Source organism: Gymnodinialimonas sp. JB5-7 (assembly GCF_055693405.1).
The window spans coordinates 642,684-663,122 of sequence record NZ_JBVFUX010000004.1 but is presented as its reverse complement, the minus strand read 5'-3'; the positions used below and the strand labels follow the sequence as shown (position 1 = coordinate 663,122).

At 60.7% G+C, this 20,439-nt stretch carries 19 protein-coding genes and 5 pseudogenes; 8 read left to right on the top strand and 16 right to left on the bottom strand.

Annotated features, from left to right (window positions below; translation table 11 throughout):
- Positions 1-88 precede the first annotated feature (88 nt).
- The 4 genes and pseudogenes from ACZ1HK_RS04130 to ACZ1HK_RS04115 form a co-directional block, all read right to left on the bottom strand.
- A complete protein-coding gene (locus tag ACZ1HK_RS04130) occupies positions 89-331 on the bottom strand; it encodes an EamA family transporter (protein ID WP_472627582.1) in 243 nt (80 codons plus the stop codon).
- The gene (locus ACZ1HK_RS04125; protein ID WP_472627581.1) at positions 331-948 is read right to left on the bottom strand and encodes a DMT family transporter; all 618 of its coding nucleotides are present in this window, start codon (positions 946-948) and stop codon (positions 331-333) included. Before ACZ1HK_RS04125 ends, ACZ1HK_RS04130 begins: the two co-directional genes overlap by 1 nt.
- A gap of 175 nt (positions 949-1,123) precedes the next feature.
- Positions 1,124-1,536, bottom strand: a pseudogene (locus tag ACZ1HK_RS04120) (Fur family transcriptional regulator).
- Positions 1,537-1,621: 85 nt separating this feature from the next.
- The gene (locus ACZ1HK_RS04115; protein ID WP_472627580.1) at positions 1,622-2,491 is read right to left on the bottom strand and encodes a DUF533 domain-containing protein; all 870 of its coding nucleotides are present in this window, start codon (positions 2,489-2,491) and stop codon (positions 1,622-1,624) included.
- Between the two features lie 152 nt (positions 2,492-2,643).
- Between ACZ1HK_RS04115 and ACZ1HK_RS04110 the strand changes: the two genes are divergently transcribed.
- Together ACZ1HK_RS04110 and ACZ1HK_RS04105 are read left to right on the top strand one after the other, a co-directional pair.
- Positions 2,644-3,180: a DMT family transporter gene (locus ACZ1HK_RS04110; RefSeq protein ID WP_472627579.1), complete on the top strand. Its 537-nt coding sequence runs from the start codon at positions 2,644-2,646 to the stop codon at positions 3,178-3,180.
- Positions 3,156-3,533: an EamA family transporter gene (locus tag ACZ1HK_RS04105; protein WP_472627578.1), complete on the top strand. Its 378-nt coding sequence runs from the start codon at positions 3,156-3,158 to the stop codon at positions 3,531-3,533. Before ACZ1HK_RS04110 ends, ACZ1HK_RS04105 begins: the two co-directional genes overlap by 25 nt.
- Before the next feature lie 7 nt (positions 3,534-3,540).
- Here ACZ1HK_RS04105 and ACZ1HK_RS04100 read toward each other — a convergent pair whose 3' ends face one another.
- From ACZ1HK_RS04100 to ACZ1HK_RS04080, 5 genes are all read right to left on the bottom strand, one after another.
- A complete protein-coding gene (locus ACZ1HK_RS04100) occupies positions 3,541-3,744 on the bottom strand; it encodes a hypothetical protein (RefSeq protein WP_472627577.1) in 204 nt (67 codons plus the stop codon).
- Positions 3,745-3,814: 70 nt separating this feature from the next.
- Positions 3,815-4,816 carry a protein adenylyltransferase SelO gene (locus ACZ1HK_RS04095; protein WP_472627881.1) on the bottom strand — a complete coding sequence of 334 codons (1,002 nt, stop codon included), beginning with the start codon at positions 4,814-4,816 and terminating at the stop codon, positions 3,815-3,817.
- Between the two features lie 230 nt (positions 4,817-5,046).
- Positions 5,047-5,271, bottom strand: coding sequence for a hypothetical protein (locus ACZ1HK_RS04090; RefSeq protein WP_472627576.1), 225 nt, complete (start codon positions 5,269-5,271; stop codon positions 5,047-5,049).
- 218 nt (positions 5,272-5,489) lie between these two features.
- Entirely contained in the window at positions 5,490-5,798 is a 309-nt protein-coding gene (locus tag ACZ1HK_RS04085) for a hypothetical protein (RefSeq protein WP_472627575.1), read from the bottom strand.
- 28 nt (positions 5,799-5,826) lie between these two features.
- Complete coding sequence (locus ACZ1HK_RS04080) at positions 5,827-6,762, bottom strand: nucleoside hydrolase (RefSeq protein ID WP_472627574.1); 936 nt, start codon at positions 6,760-6,762, stop codon at positions 5,827-5,829.
- Between the two features lie 106 nt (positions 6,763-6,868).
- Between ACZ1HK_RS04080 and ACZ1HK_RS04075 the strand changes: the two genes are divergently transcribed.
- The 4 genes from ACZ1HK_RS04075 to ACZ1HK_RS04060 all read left to right on the top strand — a co-directional run bounded on the left by ACZ1HK_RS04075 (position 6,869) and on the right by ACZ1HK_RS04060 (position 10,165).
- On the top strand, positions 6,869-7,336 hold the full coding sequence (locus tag ACZ1HK_RS04075; protein WP_472627573.1) for a DUF1499 domain-containing protein: 468 nt from the start codon (positions 6,869-6,871) through the stop codon (positions 7,334-7,336).
- A 47-nt stretch (positions 7,337-7,383) separates the two neighbouring features.
- On the top strand, positions 7,384-8,439 hold the full coding sequence (gene prfA, locus ACZ1HK_RS04070) for a peptide chain release factor 1 (RefSeq protein ID WP_472627572.1): 1,056 nt from the start codon (positions 7,384-7,386) through the stop codon (positions 8,437-8,439).
- The gene (prmC, locus tag ACZ1HK_RS04065; protein ID WP_472627571.1) at positions 8,436-9,293 is read left to right on the top strand and encodes a peptide chain release factor N(5)-glutamine methyltransferase; all 858 of its coding nucleotides are present in this window, start codon (positions 8,436-8,438) and stop codon (positions 9,291-9,293) included. Before prfA ends, prmC begins: the two co-directional genes overlap by 4 nt.
- 245 nt (positions 9,294-9,538) lie before the next feature.
- Positions 9,539-10,165, top strand: a complete 627-nt coding sequence (locus ACZ1HK_RS04060; RefSeq protein ID WP_472627570.1) for a DUF4167 domain-containing protein — start codon at positions 9,539-9,541, stop codon at positions 10,163-10,165.
- A gap of 28 nt (positions 10,166-10,193) precedes the next feature.
- Here ACZ1HK_RS04060 and rsmA read toward each other — a convergent pair.
- The 6 genes and pseudogenes from rsmA to lptF form a co-directional block, all read right to left on the bottom strand.
- Positions 10,194-11,037: pseudogene (gene rsmA, locus ACZ1HK_RS04055) on the bottom strand (16S rRNA (adenine(1518)-N(6)/adenine(1519)-N(6))-dimethyltransferase RsmA).
- A 12-nt stretch (positions 11,038-11,049) separates the two neighbouring features.
- A pseudogene (pdxA, locus tag ACZ1HK_RS04050) lies at positions 11,050-12,037 on the bottom strand (4-hydroxythreonine-4-phosphate dehydrogenase PdxA).
- Between the two features lie 11 nt (positions 12,038-12,048).
- Entirely contained in the window at positions 12,049-13,299 is a 1,251-nt protein-coding gene (locus ACZ1HK_RS04045; protein ID WP_472627569.1) for a peptidylprolyl isomerase, read from the bottom strand.
- Positions 13,300-13,364: 65 nt separating this feature from the next.
- Positions 13,365-15,509: an LPS-assembly protein LptD gene (locus tag ACZ1HK_RS04040; protein WP_472627568.1), complete on the bottom strand. Its 2,145-nt coding sequence runs from the start codon at positions 15,507-15,509 to the stop codon at positions 13,365-13,367.
- 8 nt (positions 15,510-15,517) lie between these two features.
- Positions 15,518-16,611, bottom strand: a pseudogene (lptG, locus tag ACZ1HK_RS04035) (LPS export ABC transporter permease LptG).
- Positions 16,608-17,732 (bottom strand): LPS export ABC transporter permease LptF, encoded by a 1,125-nt coding sequence (gene lptF, locus ACZ1HK_RS04030; protein ID WP_472627567.1) that lies wholly within the window; start codon positions 17,730-17,732, stop codon positions 16,608-16,610. Before lptF ends, lptG begins: the two are co-directional and overlap by 4 nt.
- Before the next feature lie 157 nt (positions 17,733-17,889).
- Between lptF and ACZ1HK_RS04025 the strand changes: the two genes are divergently transcribed.
- Together ACZ1HK_RS04025 and ACZ1HK_RS04020 are read left to right on the top strand one after the other, a co-directional pair.
- Complete coding sequence (locus ACZ1HK_RS04025; RefSeq protein WP_472627566.1) at positions 17,890-19,359, top strand: leucyl aminopeptidase; 1,470 nt, start codon at positions 17,890-17,892, stop codon at positions 19,357-19,359.
- Positions 19,360-19,385: 26 nt separating this feature from the next.
- Positions 19,386-19,851 (top strand): annotated as a pseudogene (locus ACZ1HK_RS04020) (DNA polymerase III subunit chi).
- 3 nt (positions 19,852-19,854) lie between these two features.
- On the opposite strand, the gene ACZ1HK_RS04015 reads toward ACZ1HK_RS04020, so the two are convergent.
- Positions 19,855-20,430, bottom strand: coding sequence for a retropepsin-like aspartic protease family protein (locus ACZ1HK_RS04015; protein ID WP_472627565.1), 576 nt, complete (start codon positions 20,428-20,430; stop codon positions 19,855-19,857).
- Positions 20,431-20,439: the final 9 nt, after the last annotated feature.

The following is a 20,439-nucleotide window of genomic DNA, read 5'->3' as shown; positions in this document are numbered from 1 at the left end:
TGGGCAGTAACGAGGGCGCTATAGCACCCTGTGCGGGGGCAGCAACAGCCATGTTTTGCGACTTTGTTAGCGGTAACATGCCGCAGCGTCAGCCAGCAGTCCTCTGCTCGCGCCAAAGCGTGTAGAGGCCGGTGGCGATCACAATGCCTGCGCCGATAAGGGTCAAGGCGTCGGGCCGTTCGCCAAAGACCAGCACGGCAAGGATCAACGCAAACACCAACCGTGAGTACCGAAATGGGGTGACAACGGCGATCTCGCCGATCCGCATGGCCGCAGTAATCGCGTAGTAGGCGACAAGAACGAAGGCGAGGCCGCCGATCAGATAAAGCATTACGCGCGGCTCCGGCATCGCGGCACCCCCTGGAAGGGCAGCATTGCAAGGCCCGAGGCACAGACCGCGGCAAAGCCCCAGGCGGCAAGCAGGAGGGTCGAGACCGATTGCGGGATCGCACGTGTTGCCAGGTCGCGCGCCGCAAGGCCGATGGCTGCGGCAACGGCCAGAAGGGCCGCGGGCTCAAACGTGGCACCGCCCGGGCGCACGATCAGAAGAACGCCGCCTAGGCCTACGACAATCGCAAGCCAGCGCCGCCAGCCGACATTTTGGCCAAAGACAAAGACCGCACCGATGGTCACAAGCAGGGGGTTGGCCTGAATAATGGCCGATAGAAGCGACAGGTCGATCAGGGCGAGCGCCGTCACAAAGCTGACGGTTGCGATGGCTTCCGCGACCAATCGCGCGATGAAGGGGGCGGTGAAAAGGGCAGGGTCAAAGACCCGTTGGCCCTTGGCTTTTGCCCAGAGGCCGAAGATCAGCGCACCGCCGCCGCCGAAAAATGCCATGACCTGGCCGACAGGTAAGGTGTTGAGGCTAAGCTTCAGGCAGGTATCGGCCAGTGCGAAGCCCAGGCTGGCCAACACCATCCATCCCATGCCTTTGAGGTTGTCCATTCCGGCTCCGTTTTCTTGTCAGAGCCGGCCCGGTTGAGGCCGTCCCTGAGCGGGTCCGTTCGGACCCAGCTCGAACTTTCAGGGGCTAACAAACGGTTAAGATTAGATCGGATTATGACTTAAAATCAGACTGATTAACCCCTGGTTGCAAGCGTGCAACCAGGGCCAATAATCGCTACTTTCGCTTTAGAGGTACCCCATAGAGCTCTAATCTATGGCCCTTCAGCTGATAGCCCAGTTTCGCGGCGATCTTTTCTTGCAAGGCTTCGATTTCGGGGTCCACAAATTCGATGACCTCGCCGGAATTGATGTCGATCAGATGGTCGTGGTGATCGCGTTCGGCATCCTCGTAGCGGGCGCGGCCATCGCCGAATTCCAGCTTTTCCAGAATGCCCGCCTCTTCGAACAGCTTCACAGTGCGGTAGACTGTTGCAATCGAAATCCGGGGTCTTCCGCACTGGCGCGTGCATAGAGTTCTTCAACGTCCGGATGGTCGTCCGAGCCCTCCAACACCCGCGCGATGACGCGACGTTGTTCCGTCATGCGCAGGCCCTTCTGGGCACAGCGGGCCTCGATCGTGTCGCTCATACGGGTCTCTCCGGGCGCGAATTGGCGTGCGCCAGAGGTCATATGGGATTTGCCCGCGCGGTAAAAGCCCGCGCGGACATGCGGCCTAGCCTTTGCGACCGGGTGGTAGTGGCGGGGCGGGAATGGGTTGCGAATAGGCGCGGGTGTTGTCGGACTTTTCCCATGGCTGATCAGACGCCGCACCATAGTGGCCTGACATGCGCCGTTGCACATGCCCGCGCGCCTTGTCCTCCAACCCCAGCGCAGCTGCGAGGTCTTCGGCGAATTGCCGTTCTGCGGCGCTGTCCACATCGATGGCCGACATCGCAACGGCAAAGATCTGGGCCTTGAGGGCGGGATGATCCGGCACGTCGCGCACGAAATCCTGGACGTCAATGCGCGCGTTAAGCTCCTCCATCACAAAGGCCCGTTCGCCCGGGTCCAAGCCTTCAAGATGGCGGGTCAACGCCTCACGCTCGGCCCCATCTATGCGTTCGTCCGCCTTGGCGGCCATGATCATCGCGCGGATCATGAGTGCGGCCATGGCCTCTTCATCATCGGTTGGCGGGTCGTCAGGCTCACCGCCATTTGTCAGGGCCTGGTTCAACCTGCGGCCAAAGGCCGGTTCGCGACCCGCGCCACCGCCGCCGGTCAGACCACCCAACAAACCGCCGAGCCCGCCCGCTGCGGCACCACCCCCCAGCATGCCGCCCAGACCACCAAGGGCGTTTGAGCCGCCGAATTCTTCGAGAAGGTCACCCAGGCCGCCACCCGATCGCCCGCCCGATCCGCCGCCGCCCAAAAGCTGGCCGATCCCGCCGGTCGAACCGCTACCCGATTGCGCACGCAGCGCGTCGAGCAATCCGCCCTCGCTGTCGCCTGACCCACTGCTTCGGTTTCGATTTGCAAGCGCCTGCGCGCCCTTCGTGGCCGCAACGCCTACTGCAACTGCGGCCAATGTTCTCATCAGGCTCATCGTGCATTCCTCCCCGTGCATGGATCACCATGGCCAAGCATTGCAGAGATTGGCCGTTCCACGAAGGGGTTTCGTGCGCAGGTCTTCCCCGCAGCTTGACACCGCCGATGGCCCATGACCTGTGCGAAGGGGTTTTCCGGAACGGAGCATTCATGCCCTCAAAACCCCGCATCGATGCCTTTGGCGCCCTGTCCCTAACCGGGTTTGCCGTGCTTCTGGCGTTCAATCAGGTTGTCATCAAGGTTGTGAACGAGGGGTTGCAGCCCGTCTTCTTCGCCGGGCTACGGTCGCTTGGTGGGGCGCTTCTGATCTTTGGCTGGATGCGGCTGCGCGGAATTGCACTGACCCTGCCGCGCAACACGCTTGTGCCCGGCATTGCGATGGGCGCGCTGTTTGCCCTTGAGTTCGTGTGCCTTTTTTGGGCGCTCGATCTCACCACGGTCACACGCACATCGGTGATCTTCTACACGATGCCGATGTGGATGGCGCTTGGCGCACATTTCTTCATTCCCGGCGATCACCTGACCGCTGCCAAGGGTGCAGGTCTCGCGCTTGCCTTTGCGGGTGTAGTCGTCGCCCTGACACTGCGTGGGGAGGGGGAGAGGCCTCACTCCTTGGGGATCTGCTGGCTCTTGCAGGCGCCATGGGATGGGCGGGATTGGCATTGCTGGCACGTGGTACAGCGCTGAGGCATGTCCGGCCCGAGGTGCAATTGCTGTGGCAATTGACGATCTCGGCGCCGTTGCTTTTGGTGGCGGCACTGTTTTTCGGGCCGCTCCTGCGCGCGCCTGAGGTCATCCATTGGGCCGGGTTGGGCTTTCAGATCGTGGTGATCGTATCCGCAGGCTTTCTGTTCTGGCTCTGGCTGCTGTCGATCTACCCGCCCAGTTCGGTGGCCGCATTCTCATTCCTGACGCCAGTATTCGGCGTTTTGATGGGTTGGTTGATGTTGGGCGATGCGGTCGGGCCCGGCATCTTGATTGCGCTGGCCCTGGTGTGCGCCGGGCTGATCCTGGTTAATCGCCAGCCGCGCGGGGCGTAGCGCGGGCTCAGGTGCCGCAGAAGGTTTGCTTAACGCGTTCGCCTTCTGTTGGCGCGCGTTGCAAATCTTCAATCTCAGGGCGGTCTGTAAAAGGATCGGCGAGGGCGGAATTCAATCGGTGGAAGGGGGCGTAATCGCCGGATACGGCGGCCTGAATGGCCTCTTCCACGCGGTGATTGCGCGGGATCAGGGCCGGGTTGACGGCGCGCATTCCCGTGATGCGGTCGGCATCGGTGCGGCTCTCACGCCCGAGGCGGGCGTGATACTCAACCAGCCATGGGTCAAACGCTGCGGGCGCGGCGAAGACTTTGCCTGCATCCTGCGGTGTGTCCGGAGCTGAGGGCCCGGAAGGTTTGCGTGAAATCCGCCCCCCTTGCGCCATGCGATTGAGCAAGTCGAAGGCGAGCGCTGCATCGCCATCCTCTTCGGTTTCTAGCCCCAGCTTGTGCGCGCAAGACCCGGTGCCATTCCGCGTCAAACCGCGCGGCAAAGCCGTTCACGGCCTCAGTGAAGTCTTCGATGGCGGCGTCTCGATCCGGCATCAACGGCAGCAACGCGGTGGCCAGTTGCGCCAGATTCCACGCGGCAATCTGCGGTTGGTTGGCATAGGCATAGCGCCCAAACTGATCGATGGAACTGAAAACCATCTCAGGATGGTAAATGTCCATAAAGGCGCATGGACCATAGTCGATGGTTTCGCCCGAGAGGGTCATGTTGTCGGAATTCATGACGCCGTGGATGAAACCCACACCCATCCAGGCCGCAATTAACTTGGCTTGGGCGCCGATGACGGCACCGAGCAGGCCAGACGGGCCCTCCGCCTCCGGGTAGTGGCGGGCAATGGTGTGATCGAGCAGGGATTGCAAGGCATCGGTATCGTTGCGGGCAGCAAAATATTGGAAGGTGCCCACGCGGATATGGCTCGACGCGACGCGGGTGAAGATCGCGCCCGGCATTCTGCCTTCGCGTAGGACGACCTCTCCCGTCTCCACAGCCGCGAGTGCGCGGGTCGTGGGGATCCCTAACGCGGCCATCGCTTCAGAGATGATGTATTCGCGCAGCACCGGCCCAAGCCATGCCCGCCCATCCCCCATGCGGGAATAGGGGGTCTGGCCGGCGCCTTTGAGCTGGATGTCAAAACGCGCGCCGTCGGGGGCAAGAACCTCACCCAGCATGACAGCGCGACCGTCGCCCAATTGGGGTGACCAACCGCCGAATTGGTGGCCCGCATAGACCTGCGCCAAGGGGGCGGCGCCCTCTGGCAGATCGTTGCCCGCAAACAGGGCGGCTAGCGCCGCTTCATCTGTTGGCAGCGTGAGGCCTAGGCGATCTGACAGGCCCGTTGTTCACCGCGATCAGCTTGGGTGTTGCGACTGGAACGGGCGTTTGCCGTGTAAAGAACCGCTCCGGCAAGGTGGCGTAACTGTTGTCGAACGGGAAATGGGCGGTCATCGGGCGCTCCGGCTTGGATGCATGGTATGTAGGGCTGTGGGGCGCAAGTTCACCAGTGGGCTTACGGCGACCAGAAATGGGTTTCGATATGGATTGGGATCGGCCCGGTGTTGGGCACCATTGCTTCCCCTTCAATCACGATGATCATGGCGTCGGTGCCGCCGGAAACCTCAGTCACTTGCAGCTGGTCTGGGGCGAAAACCATGGGGGGTGAGGTGCTGGGTCGCTCAAGCCGCAAGTTGGTGACGGACCAGCCGCCATTTGCCTCGGCTTCCCGCAGGGACATGGACAGGAAAGGTGGGAGGGGAAGCCCAGATGCATCTGCGCAAATGAAAGCTGCACGTCGCCGGGAATGTCCGGGTCCATCTCAGGTAACGGATTGCGCGATGTCAGCGTTATGGTCTGACCTTCAACTGTCAGATGCGAAAGGGCAGGGCCATCGGCGCTGGCGGGCGTGGCGGTGGAGATCAGTCCGAGGACTGCCAAGCAACGGATCAACGCAATTCACGCGTCTGGCGTTCCATAATGCTCTCGATACCAGACGCGCCCATGTTCGATGGAGGGCGTTTGGATCAGAATCACGACGGCGAAGCCGATGATCCCGCCCACAATCGCGCCCATCAGCATCCCCGATAGCCCAAGAAGAACCGCGCCGACCGCAACGATGATGCCGACGATCACCAGATAGACCCAAGGCATGACACCAATCTGTTTGCGGCCCTGTTTGTTCATTTCCTTGAACCGCTTCATTTGCTCTTTGCGATCCACGCCCTGGAGTTCGGGAACGGCGTTTGCGGACCAATAGATTTTCATGAATACCTCCGGTTTTTGAGCGCTCTGGTCAGAGGCGTCCGATGCGTTCGGTCAACAGATCAAAGAATCCTTCGGCGTCCACATCGCCCATGAACATGGCATTGGGCGCGCGATCTGTCACATGCCACCAATCGGCGACAGTCATGCCACGGGTCAATTCGGACTGCGTTTCGATCTCAACATTGACATGGCGGCCTGAAAACAGCTCAGGCCGGATTAAGTAGGCGATGACGCATGGGTCATGGAGCGGTGCACCGGCGCTGCCGTACTTTTCCTTGTCGAACCGCTCAAAAAAGTCGGTCCATTCGGCCACCATGCGACCGGGTTCGGTGCCGAGGGCGCGGAACGCCTCCACCCGGGGCGCGGTGGTCAGCGCCTTGTGGGTGACATCGAGCGGCATGACCGTGATCGGACGGCCGGATTTAAACACGATATCAGCGGCTTCGGGGTCGACGTAAATGTTGAATTCGGCAGCGGGTGTGATGTTGCCGACCTGAAAATAGGCCCCTCCCATCAACACGATTTCCTGCACATGCGCCACAACATCAGGCGCTTTCTCAAACGCGGTTGCGATATTGGTCAGCGGGCCAAGCGGACACAGTGTGACGCTGCCCGGAGGCTCGGATCGCAAGGTTTCGATGATGAAATCGACCCCGTGTTGATGTTCCAACGGCATGGACGGGTCTGGCATGACAGGGCCATCGAGGCCGGTTTTGCCGTGTACATGTTCAGCCGTGACCAATTCATGCCGCAGGGGCCGATCACATCCGGCAAAGACTTTGATGTCAGGCCGACCGGCCAGTTCACACACAATGCGCGCGTTCTTCGTGGTCAGATCAAGCGGCACATTGCCGGCGACGGCCACAACGCCGAGCACTTCAACCTCGGGTGAGGCGAGGGCCAGAAGAATAGCCACCGCATCGTCCTGCCCCGGATCGGTGTCGATGATGATCTTGCGCGGCATGAGCCACCTCCACTTGATGCGCGGGATGTTTGACCGATTGGTCAGGGGATGCAAGCTAGCGCGTGCGGGCTTGACGCCAACACAGGCTCGGCGCATCTGGAGGGGTATGCGCATTCTGCTTTATATCGTGATCGCGATCGTCGTGCTGGCTGTGGCCGCCGCTGCCTATTTCCGCCTCGCTCCGCTGGATGCCGAGGCGCTGCACGTGGATCCGGCGGAAGTGAGCCCGCCCGCCAGCCCCAATCACGCGTTGATGGTCGGTACGTCCGGGCATTTCATCCAGGCCACACCAGAGGAGATTGCCACGCGGATTGCAGCCGTCGCCGCAGCTGATGGCGCGACACGTCTTGCCGGATCACCTGAAGAGGGGCACGCCACCTATGTCGTGCGCTCTCGCGTCATGGGTTTTCCTGACATCATCAGTTTGCGCTGGCAGGCGCAGGATGGCGGCACGCAACTCGATATTTTTTCACGGTCGGTCTACGGCTATTCGGATTTGGGCGTGAACACGCGGCGTGCGCATCGGTGGTCGCAAGCCGCGCGCGGGGCCACGGTGTTCAGCGACGGGGATTAGCGCGGGTCATACCTGCCACACCCGTTCCTTGCCAGAAAGCCAAACCCATGTTGCCCCGTGACCGCCTCCGCCAGATCACCGACCGGTTCGAATTCCTCGAAGCGCAGCTCAATGGCGGACCAGATGCCAGTGAGATTGCGCAAATCAGCCGTGAATATGCTGAACTGAAGCCCGTTGTCGCCGAGATCGCCGCCTACGAGCAGTTGCTGGAAGACATGGCTGAGGCTGAGGCGATGCTGGACGATCCGGACATGAAGCCGCTGGCCGAAGAGGAGTTGCCGCGCTTGCGCGAAGCAATCCCCAAGGCGGAGCAAAGTCTGCAAATCGCCCTGCTGCCCAAGGATGCGGCAGATGCCAAGCCTGCCATGATCGAGATACGGCCGGGCACGGGTGGCGACGAGGCGGCCTTGTTCGCCGGTGACTTGCTGCGCATGTACACGCGCTACGCAGAAGCGCGGGGGTGGCGGCTGGAAATCATTGATCTGGCGGAAACGGAGCTGGGCGGTATCAAGGAAGTCACCGCGCGCATTGAGGGGGAGAATGTCTTTGCGCGCCTGAAGTTCGAATCCGGCGTGCATCGGGTCCAGCGGGTGCCAGAAACGGAGTCCGGCGGGCGCATTCATACTTCGGCGGCGACCGTTGCGGTTCTTCCCGAAGCGGAAGAGGTGGATATCGACATCCCCGCCGGCGACATTCGCATCGATACGATGCGATCGTCCGGGGCAGGGGGGCAGCACGTCAACACGACCGACTCAGCCGTTCGTATCACACACCTGCCATCAGGCATCGTGGTGACCAGTTCCGAGAAATCGCAGCACCGCAATCGTGAGATCGCAATGTCGGTGCTGCGCGCGCGGCTTTACGATCTTGAACGGCAAAAGATCGACGACGAACGCGCGGCAGATCGCAAATCGCAAGTTGGATCTGGCGACCGGTCCGAGCGCATTCGCACCTACAATTTTCCGCAAGGGCGCATGACAGACCACCGCATCAACTTGACGCTCTACAAGCTGGACCAAGTGATGACTGGCGATCTCGATGAGATTGTCGATGCTCTGACCGCCGAAGATCAGGCCATGAAATTGGCGGAGATGGCAGGGTGAGCACGACGGTCGGTGCGGCACTGCGTGACGCGCGCGCGGCGCTGCGCGCCTTTCTGCCCGACAATGATGCGGACCGCGAAGCGCGGCTTATGCTTGGGCAGGTCACAGGCCTGTCGCAGGCTCGCTTGGTGTCTGAGCCTGGGCAAACGCTGGAGCCGGGCCAAGTTCGTGCCATGGCCGATCTTTTGCGTGCACGCGAAATGCGCCAGCCGCTGAGCCAGATTTTCGGTGCTACGGAGTTCTACGGACGCCTGTTCACCGTAACCCCCGATGTGTTGACCCCGCGTCCCGATACGGAAACTTTGATCGATGTGGCCCTGTCCGAGGATTTTGCCCGCGTCCTTGATCTTGGCACCGGTTCGGGTTGCATCCTTGCCACTCTGCTTTCCGAGCGTACTGCCGCAACCGGGGTCGGGACCGACATATCAGGTGCGGCTCTCGAGGTGGCGGCCAGAAACGTTGCGGCCCACGGCCTTGAACCGCGCGCCGAATTGCGGAGGTCCGACTGGCTGGAGAATGTGGATGGCCCGTTTGATTTGATCGTGTCGAACCCGCCTTATATCGCGAAGGCTGAGTTGGACGCGCTTGAGCCAGAAGTCCGGGATTGGGAGCCGCACATCGCGCTTTCGCCGGGCGATGACGGGCTTGCGGCATACCGCGTCATTGCTGGATCGGCGTTGAAGTATCTTAGTCAGAATGGGCGACTGATGGTGGAGATCGGCTATAGCCAGGGACCTGACGTGTATCGCATTTTCGAGGAAGCGGGGCTTGATCAGGTGCTGTTGCATACCGACATCAACGGGCAGGACAGGGTTGTGATGGGGCGTCTGCCGGCATCAGCGGAATCCGTCTAAACACCCCGTTATTTGGGTAAAGGACCGCGTTTTTTGCGGTTTGGTTGACTTTGCGCTGGACAGGCGCGTCTGCCCATGTTTACTCAAGTCCAGGTGCGCAATACCGGGCAAGCATCGCCCAACCGCACCTTCCTTACCAGATAGCGTTGAGGCCAGCGGGGATGCAGGCACGCGCAAACTGAGATTAATTCTGGCCCGCCAATTGCGAGTGGCCGACCAACCAGGACAACTGGACCAAAACACACATGAGATCATCGAAGAACCGCTCGCGGTCCAAAGGGAACCGCAACCGCTCTGTCGGAAACATCGTCAACCGCGTTTTTGACAGCTCGGGGCCTGAAGGTAAGGTGCGTGGCACCCCGCAGCAGATCATCGACAAATACAACCAGCTGACGCGTGATGCGCAGTTGAGCAATGACCGCGTTGCTGCCGAAAACTTCCAGCAGCATGCGGAGCATTACTTGCGCATGCTGGCCGAAGCGCAGCGCGAGATGGATGCGAAGCGCGAAGCGCAGCAGCAACAGCAGCAGACCAACAATCAGAACAACCAAAACAACCAGCAAGGCGGTGGTGAAGGTGGTGGCGGCAAAAACAATCGTCGCAACCGGGACCGTGATCGCGACCAGCAGGGCCAGCCCGGCGCCGGTGATCAGCCGCAACCAGACGTCGCGGCCCAACAGCCCGCCGAGCAGGCCGGTGCTGAGCAGGGTTCGTTCGATGCAGTGATCGATAACGCAGCCGAAGGCGAAAGCGGGTTGGTGGAAACACCCGAGAGCGCGCCGAAGCCCAAGCGTCAACGTCGGCGCCGCAAGCCCGAGGGCGAAGGCGGCGATGGCGGTGGCGACCAGCCGCCACAAGAAGCCGCAGAATAAGAATTTAAGGGCCCGCGAGGGCCCTTTTTCATGGTCGGGCGATTTCACGCGCGAGAGCACAAAACCCTTCGATCGGCACTTGTTCTGCCCTTTCCGTGGGTTTGAGGCCTGCGGCCAGCAAACGATCTTCGATATCAGGGGCCAGACCTTTCAAGCCTGCGCGGAGCATCTTGCGGCGTTGCGCGAAGGCGGCCTTAACCACCCGGCTGAGGGTATCGGCATCCGCTTCGAACTTCGGCTCTGCCAAAGCCTCCAGATGGACAACGGCCGAGTGGACCTTCGGCGGTGGCGTAAAGGCTTCGGGCGGCAGGGTCATGGCAATCCGCGCAGTCGACCTCCACTGCGCCAGGACGGCAAGCCGGCCGTAGGCCTTGCCGCCGGGCTGCGCCACGATCCGTTCGGCGACTTCGCGCTGGAACATCAGCGTCAGGCTTTCCCATGGCGGCGGCCAGGACGAGGGCGTGAGCCAGCGTACCAATAGCTCGGTTCCCACGTTGTACGGCAAGTTCGCGACGACCTTGCGGGGCGCCAACAGAGCCTGCGGCCCAGTTGACCTGCAAGGCATCCTCGTTCAGGACGTCTAGGCGGCCCGGATAGGCCGCGGCAATTTCGGCCAGTGCAGGCAGGCAGCGCGCGTCCTTTTCGATCGCCACGACCCGTCGCGCCCCTTCGGCCAATAGGCCGCGCGTCAATCCACCGGGACCAGGTCCAACCTCCAGAATATCCGATTGGGTCAGGTCCCCAGCCACGCGGGCAATTTTTGCGGTCAGGTTCAAATCCAGCAGAAAGTTCTGCCCCAAAGACTTCCGCGCAGACAGGCCATGGGTGGCAATGACATCCCTCAGCGGGGGAAGGTCGTCAATCGCGCTCATCTGCCCGCTCCGTCACTCTGCGCGCGCCCGAGCGATGGCCATGTCACGGGCCATCTCAAGCGCTGCAATCAGACTTGTCGGATCCGCCATACCTTTCCCGGCAATGTCGAGGGCTGTGCCGTGATCTGGCGACGTGCGTATGAAGGGAAGGCCAAGCGTGACATTCACGCCACCGGCAAAGTCGATTGTCTTGATCGGTATAAGTGCCTGATCGTGATACATCGCGACCGCCGCGTCATAGTGCGCCCGCGCGCCGGCATGGAACATTGTATCGGCTGACCTCGGCCCCAGAAGGCTCATCCCCTGCGCGCGGAGCTTATCGAGGGTCGGGATGATCAGGTCGATCTCTTCCTGCCCCATGGCCCCGCCTTCACCGGCATGGGGGTTCAGACCGGCCACGGCGATGCGGGGATTAGTCAGCCCGAAGTCTTTGATTAACGCTGACCGCGTGATCTCAAGGGTTTCCGTGAGAAGGGCCTCGGTCAACACTTCTGGCACCTGAGCAAGGGCGATGTGGATCGTGGCGGGTACGACCTTCAGGTCGGGGCAAGCCAGCATCATGACGACGCGGTCTACTCCCGCGAGATGGGCCAGAAACTCAGTATGACCGGGAAAGGCGAATTGCGCCCCATCGATGAGAGCCTTTTTGTGGATGGGGCCGGTTGTGAGCGCCGACGCCTCACCCCGCATGACCAGATCTACGCCAAGTGTGATCGCTTCTACGACCGATGCGGCGTTGGCGGGATCGGCTACGCCGGGTGAGGCATTGCCGCCAAAGGCCAGCGGCAAGACTGGCAATCCATTGGCAGACGCTGCCATCGCGTCTGCGGGCACTGCAATCTCCACCAACGGTGTGTTCAGACCAGCTAAGTGTCTCGGGATCGCCAATTACGAAGAAGGGGAGGTCGGCGCCAAGATGTTCCCACGCCTTGGCCGCGATTTCCGGGCCAATGCCTGCAGGTTCACCGATGCTGAGCGCAATGGGTTTTGAAAGGCCCATGGGCCGCCCGCTCAATTCTCGAACGTGATGCGGGCTTCGGCCCGCAATTCCTCAAGAAATCCCGTGGCATAAGCTTCCAGGCGCTGGCCGATCAGCTGTTGGCGCACTGCGTCGCGCCCTTGTTCCGGCTCGGACCGTTCGCGATCGCACAGCATCAGTGCCAGCAACACGGTGCCGCCCGAGCGTGTGACGGACATGGACATTTCCCGTTCGTCCAGGGCGCGCAGGGCCAGGGCCACGTCTTCGGGCAAATCGCGCGGGGCGACCGACTGACGCTGGAAGCCGCCGGGGATGACACCGTTGAAATCGTTGCAAGTATCGACAGCATTGCGCAGACGCTCGGCCTCGGCCAGTGCCTCGGGCGTGCGCCCGCCGGGGATCGCAATGGACACGTAGTCAATCGCAGTCACCGGAAGATCGGGTGCTTCGACCTCGCGCTGCCCCCGGAACTGGAACAGCGCATAGGCCTGACCACCGCCAAGTGGCACGGGCTCCGTCACTTGGCCCACGCCCATGGACATGAAGAGATCCCGCAGACCTTCGGGCAGTTCGTTCAAACCACGCCACCCGGTCAAGCCGCCGTTTTCGCGGGTTGGTGCCGCGGAGAAGCGGCGCGCGGCCTCGGAAAATGTTTCCGTGCTGCCTGCAATCTGTGTGCGCAGACGCAGCAGTTCGGACACGAGGTTTTCTTGGTTCTCCGGTGTTACGGGAATGATGATTTCCGCCAGCGCAATCTGGATCCCGCCGCCAAGAACGGTGCCCAATTCCATCGCGCGGTCGATCTCTTCATCGGTGATCTCTGCGCGGGAACCGAAGCGGGACCGCACGACATTCCGCCAAGTGATGCCGTTGGCCACAAAATCCCGAACCGTTTCGGGCGCGACACCCTGCGATGCCATTTGGCGCAGGAATTGCTCAGGCCCCAGATTTGCGCGGGCTGCGAATTCGGTCAGACCGGTTTCGATTTCATCTGGCGAGGCTTCGGCCCCCAGTGCCAAAGCTGCAGCCACCTGAAGGCGTTCGTTGACCAGCGCTTCGGTGGCCTGTTGGCGCAGATCGCCTTGCGCGTTCAGGATTTGCAGAAAGCGGGCGCGCTGTTCGATTTCATAGTTCGTGACGACGGCGTCATCGACGCGTACGGCCACGGCAAACGGGTTCTGGGCCGCGGCCGGCATCGCAACCAGCGCCACCATGCCAAGGGCCAACCCTGCGACGAACACAGTGCGTGCCCCGTGGAGCAGCCGCTTCAATGTTCCAATCATGCCCGTCTCCCAGCTCAGATTTTTCAATCGCTTTTGCGGCCCGCTTACCGTGCCGTTTGTTTATCCTACCCGCGACAGCTTCTTGCCACGGACCGTCCTTCACGCCCTGCGCCGAAGCCAGCGAGCGATACGGTCAGCCCGACCCGGCCCGACGGGTCGAGACTGCTGCTGTCCGTATATCTGCGCGAAACGAAGAATTCCATATCGACGCACTCATTGCTGTAGCCGAGCGACAGGCGCGCGCGGCTGGGTGCGCTTTCAATGAAGTCGTAGCGCCAATCGACGCCGGCTTCCCACCCATTGGCGAGGCCATATTCGGCCTCAAACGCCCATTCGGAAATATCGTTGGGGCGTTGTTCGCCGGGGTCAGCCTCAAGGAAAGTATATGTGGATACGACCTGATGCCGGTCGCCCATCCAGTAAAGCGACATCTCCGACGAGGTGAAGTCGAAATCGGTGTCAAAAAGCGCCCTGTTTACCAGGCTGAGATGGTCGTTGAACCGCACATGGGCAGCGACGAGGAAATCGGATTGTACGCCATTTAGGCCTGAGCCGTCCGTCAATTGGCCTTGTTCATCTGTGCGCAGTACCACACCACCCGCCAGTGAATAGCTGAACCCCGATGGGGCCGTGCGCGTGTAAGTCAGGCCAAGGTTGGCGCGTGGGCCAATCTCGCGTTCATCAGCGCCAGGGAAGCGGTCGAGGGAGAAGAGGTTTGCCTCATCAAATTCCACAATGAAGCTGTCCTCGTTGGGGACTTCGTTGCCGTATGTCTCGGACCAGACAAGCTGGGCGACCGGCTCGATGATATGGCTGACGCCAGAGTCGGAAATGGCCTGAAGCGGATAGCGAAACTCGACTGCGCCGTAGGGTGTGATCCGGGTTTCGGTGCCATTGAGCACGCCACCCTGTTGGGTTGAGTAAACACCGCCGTGCACCGCCCCCTCAAAAGTCATCTCCAAACCGCCGAAAATCTCGGTTCGACGCCAGTCAAGCTCACCCGTTACGCGGAAAACATCGCGGCCATTCGCATCATCCCCCACGCTTTCGGCGGTCGAGAAACGGTAGAAACCCGTCCCTTCCAGCTCAGCGGTTAATGTTCCGCCAATCAAGGAAGGGGAGTAGCGGCGCACGATTTCGGCGTGTCCCACCCGCGTCGGCAAGACATCGTTGTCGACGCCTTCACGCAGCGACTCATAAAGCGTGCCATAGGCTTCGATATATTCATCACGGCGGACCCGGCTGATCCGTGCGAAGCTTTCCAAGATGTCGGGATCGGGAAAGCCATAGGTTGTCAAATAGCCCCGGTCACTGACCGCTTGCGCCTGCAAGTCCAGAATGAACCCACCGCCAACATCAAATTGCGCATCCGCGAAAAGGTAGGCGCGTGTTGCGTCGTCAGTCAGATCGTCCCAGCCGACGGCGCCTTCAGCTTCCAGCCTGCCGTTGCGGAAGGCCTGCCGATAGCGCAATTCAACGGTCTGGGTGCCCACGCCAATCCAGGGCGTGACCGTTATGTCGGCGTGATCGCCGAGCATGATGAAGTATGGCACACGGATCTGCGTACCGGTCCGGTCATCTGCGCGCACAGAGGGTGCAAGAAAGCCGGTTGCGCGTTCCAATGTGGGGTCCGGCAGGCGCATGCGCGGCAAATAGAATACCGGAACACCCATGACTCGGAACGTCGCGTTGTCGAAATAAAGCTGCTGTTCGATTTGATCGTGGACGATCCGCCGGGCGCGGATTTCCCAAATCGGTGTTGGGTTTTCGAAGCACACTTCACACGTGGACGCCACGGCCTGATACAATTGTGTATAGCGACCATCGGTGCGGTCAATCTGTGTAGCCGCAATCTGCAATTGGCGGTCCAGAACGAGCCGCGCTGATTGCAGAACACCGTTTTGAAGATCGCCAGACAGTTCGGCGAAATCCGCGAAAATCTGAGTGTTTCCGCCGGCATCTGTCAGCGTTAACGGGCCTTGGACGCGCAATTGGTCCGTTGCGCCATCGAACGAAATGGATTGGGCCCGCAGGCGCGCTCCGTTGTAGAAAACCTCGACTGAGCCGTTGGCCGAAACGGAAGAAGTTCCATCAAATCGGATATTGTCAGCGATCAACGTGGCTGGCGGCAGCGAAGGGGAGCCCTGCGCTGCGAGGGAGGCACCCCAGCAGAGGAACACGGCCAAAAGGGCCGCAAACATATGGCGCATGCGGCGCGTCACCCGTCCTCCGTATGCAATAACAGGCCGGTGGCCAAGAGAATTGCAGCAACCGGTGGCGTCCAGGCCACGAGTGTTGCCGAAAGTTGGCCGGTCTCGCCAAGCACTTCGGCAAATCGGCGGAGGAAGACGACGCCAAACCCGAGAAGAATAGCGCTGAGCACCATTACCCCGGTTTTCCCGAACCGCGTGTGGCGCATCGTGAAGCCCGCGCCGATCAAAACCATTGCCACCAGAAGAAGGGGGAGGACAACTGCATCTGGAACCAGGTTCGGTGTTGAAGCGCCGCAAAGCCCGCATCATTGAGTTGTCGAATAAACCCGGGCAGCTCAAAAATCGGTACCGTTTCAGGTTTGCCGAAACTGTCACGGATCTGCTCGGCGGTTAGCGTCGACGGCAAGGTTAGGACATCGTGCGTTGTGGCATCCGCTTCCGGGTTGCTTGACCCCACGAGGGGCCATCGCCGCACATCCGAAAGGGTCCATGCCCCAGACTCCAAAAGGGCTTCACGGGCATCCATGCGTTCCAACAATTGACCGTCGGCGTCGAACGTAAAGAACGATGTGTCAAACAGATGCGTCCCATCGCCGTTGGTGACAGCTGCGCGGATCACCGTCTGCTCGCTTCCCACGCCCTGCCGCAGCCAAAGCCCTTGGCCCGTGACGGAAACGGTTCTGCTTTCCTGTCCCAGAAGACGCGCCAAAGTCAGGTCGTATTGCCGCGCGGTCGCCGCAACCAGAGGGTTCAGTACAAGCAGCGACAAGATCCCGATCAGGAGCGCGGTCACAACGGGTGCGGCCGCAGAGCGCAGCGCAGAGCGGCCCGCCGCACGCGCCACTACAAGTTCAGACGTGCGCGACAACCCGAGAAACAGCACCAAGGTTGCCAACATCACAAAAAGTGGCATCAGCCCGTTCAGGCTGCGGGGTAGGTTGAGCAACGCAAGTTCCAGGACTGCACCAAAGCCCTGATCCCCGCCGATGCGACGCAGCTGATCCGCCATGTCGATCGGCAAAAGGATGGCAACAAAAACGGCCAGAACAATACCGAATGCGCGCAAGAAGCGCCCCGCAATGTAGAGATGAAGGATCATGCTGGAACAGCCCCCCATCCTTTGCGACGTCGCATAGCCAGTGCGACCATCGATATGGCCACAAATGCGGCGACGGCAGGTTGCGCGTAGGCCATCGGCCACGCATCGGCATCCGCACGCACGGCGGCCTCGCCTGCGTTGCGCACGATTTGCAGTGGCAGGACCAGCAGCACGGCAATCAGGATTTGTCGCCAAACGCCAAAGCGGCTGAACGAGCCCAACATCAAAGAAGCGGCGCCGATGAGCGGCACAAAGATCACAAACAGGGATTGTGCGATCCTGTCATGACCTTCGAACACCATATGCGCGAGTGGTACGTTCAGGACCTCGGCCATCATCTCGTCCGCGCTCAACAGCAGCGGCGTTGGCAATTCGCGAACATCGACCTGACGCAGGTCGCCGCCATCGATCAATGCGCCCACGTCGTACGTGAAATCGCTAAACGAAACCGTAGCAAGACGCCCGGTTTCCAAATCCAGCGTCTGGGCCAAACCGTCAAACATCACCAGACGCGGACCAGTGGGCGATCTGACCAATAGAGCATTGGTCGCTGAATAGGAGACTTCAACGCCACGGTTGGATGCGTCTTGCAGGAAGAGATCTCGAAACTCTCCCAACTCGGTGATCTCGCGGATGTACAGGGTCAGCCCGCCAGTAGGGTGAATGAACTCTCCAGCGCGCAGGAAGCGCCCCGTCAAATCATCGCGCACCTCGTCCTGGCGGTCGATGAATTGCGCGCGGGCTGTTGGCGCAAGAACATTGCCAAGCACGCCGATCAACACGGCCATCAGCAAACCGAAGAAAAAGACCGGACGCAGCAAGCGCAAAGCCGACAAACCAGCGGTTTGCAGAACCACCAATTCACTTTCACCAATCATGCGGTTGAAGATGTAGAGGGTTGCGACAAAGGCTGCGACCGGCAGGATCAACTGCACGATCCAAGGCAGGGTCAGGGCCGAGAATTCCAGGAAAACACTTACATTCTGGCCGTCGGCGATCAGGCTGTCGAACAAACGTGCGGCCTGGTTGACCCAATAGACCGACACCAGCACGAGGCTGAAGAAGCCGAACAGCATAACCAGCTGTCGCAGGACATATCGGTCATACTGACCCAAATGCACGAACCCCCATATGCGGTGTGTGGTTGGCAGACCGACCGCGTTATCTATGTTCTAAATCAGTTTTTTCGGGAAGCGTAGGGGTGATCTGGTCAACCCCCAATGACCAGCCTAATGTCGCGACCTGAATGTCACGCTTTTCACGCGCAGGAGCCGCCAGATGACCAATCCGATCGCCATAGATTTCGCCGAAACCGATCTTGATGCGCTGGCAGGCGCGGACGGCAAGATGGCGATTCTGGTAACGCCAGACGGCAAGCTTGATCCTGCCGGGCGACGGGTGAACCGCTTGACGAAACAGGCGGTGGCGCGGCTCGTTGAGAGCGACCGCTGGGAAAAAGTGAAGGCAGGTGAAGGGTTTACGATGGGCTTCCCGGCTGGGTTGGCCGCGAAATCCCTTCTCGTGGTGAAGTTGGATCGACGACCAACCGTGGAAGAGACTAGGCGCGCGGGTGCGTCGCTTGCGAAGTTCAAAGGCAAGGGCGCGCTGACAGTCTGTGTTGGTGCGCTGAACAAAGTGGGGGAACTCGCCTTGGGGCTTGCCCTGCGCGCCTATGAATTCACGGATCACAAGACCGCCGACAAAGAGGCATCAGAAGGTGCCATCGTCATGTGTTCGAAGCCCGACGAAGCAGCAGAGGCGGGAAAGACTGCGATGGCCGTGGTGGAAGGTGTCTTCTTCACCCGCGATCTTGTGAACGAACCTGCCAACGTCCTGACAACCCAGGAATTCGCAGACCGGCTGGAGGCGATGAAGGACATCGGCCTGAATGTTGAGGTTTTGGATGAGCCGGAACTGGAAAAGCTCGGCATGCACTCGCTTCTGGGTGTGGGCGTAGGCTCGGAAAGCCCGTCGAAGGTAGTTGTGATGGAGTGGAACGGAGGCGGCGATGAAGCGCCGCTGGCTCTGGTCGGGAAGGGTGTGGTCTTTGACACAGGCGGCATCAGCCTGAAGCCTGCGGGCGGCATGGAAGACATGACCATGGATATGGGCGGGGCGGGCGTCGTCTCTGGCGTTATGAAAACGCTGGCCTTGCGCGGGGCGAAGGCGAACGTCGTGGGCCTTGTTGGATTGGTCGAGAATATGCCCGACGGACGTGCGCAACGCCCGGGTGATGTCGTGAAATCCATGAAAGGCGACACGATTGAGGTCATCAACACCGATGCTGAGGGCCGCCTCGTTCTGTGTGATGTCATGTGGTACGCACAAGAACGATACAAGCCGACCGGCATGATCGACCTTGCAACGCTGACGGGTGCCATCATCATCGGACTTGGCCATGAAAACGCGGGCGTCTTTTCAAACAACGATGCACTTTGTGGGGCGTTTCTCAAAGCCGCCGGTGCGGAAGGGGAAGGCGCATGGCGCATGCCATTGGGGCAGGCTTATGACGACATGCTGAAAAGCCGGATTGCAGATATGAAGAACGTGGGTGGGCGTGCTGCGGGCTCGATCACCGCTGCGCAGTTTCTACAGCGGTTTGTGAAGGACGAAACCCCGTGGATTCACCTCGATATTGCAGGGACTGCATCGGTCAAGTCTGACACGATGCTGGCGCCCAAGGGGGCCACCGGATGGGGCGTGATGGCGCTGGATCGGTTGGTGCGGGACGAGTATGAACAGCCTTAGGTCAAATGAAGATCGCCAGCAAAGTCATGGGTGAGGTTTATTTTTATCACCTGACCCGCGCGCCGTTGGAAGTGACGCTCTTGACCCTATTGGGGAAGTCCCTCCAGGCCGGTTGGCAGGTGGCCGTCAGGGGCAGAACCGATGCCATGTTGGATCGGTTGGATGAACAGCTTTGGCTGCGCCCGGAAGACGGGTTTCTGCCCCATGGACGGTCCGGTGGCGCCCACGATAGTGCGCAGCCGGTTCTTCTGACCAAAGACGAAGCTGCTAATGATCCCACTTGCCTGATTTTGGTTGAAGGTGTTGACGCGACGCCGGAAGAGGTCGGCCAGATGGAGCGGGTCATGGTCTTGTTCGACGGCCATGATCACGGCGGCGGTGCAATCGGCGCGGGAGCAATGGAAAACGCTGACAGGTGCGGGCGCGGCTGCAAAGTACTGGTCAGAAGAGTCCGGTCGGTGGGAGATGAAGGCAGAAAGCGGCGGAGGCTAAGGTCTAGCGTTCCAAGAGCAACTGTCCGTCGGCAATCTCCAGTCGGGAAAACCGGCTCAGGTAAGACATTCCAAGCAAGCTTTCATCCATTTCGCCATTGTTCACGACCGCGCGCACGCCCGTATCCAGAGAACCGCCAAGGGCAAGCGTATCAAGGCGCACTGGCGCGGTCTCCACGGTGCCATTCGCTGTATTGGCCCGACCCGAGAACACAAGGCTCCCGGTATCTACACCGGCAGCTTCCGCGTCCGCGCGGGTTAGAACAATGGCGGTTGCGCCAGTATCGACCACAAACCGTGTTGGGGTGCCGTTGACCTCAAGCGTCAGATAAAAATGCCCGTCCGCCGCGCGGGGAACCGTCACCGCCTGATCGGTCAAAACCACCTGCTGTGGCTGAATTTGGCCGCGCAGATCGTTCCAAAGCAGAACGCCCACGAGGATGGTCATGAAAATCACACCCCAAAGCGCTAGTGCCTTGCCCATCTGGCTGAAATTGGGGCGGCGGTTGATCAGTGTGAAGCCGACAAGGCCAACCAGCAGCACCACGAGGTAGATGATATTTCCAGTGACCATGTCCATTGGCGCGTC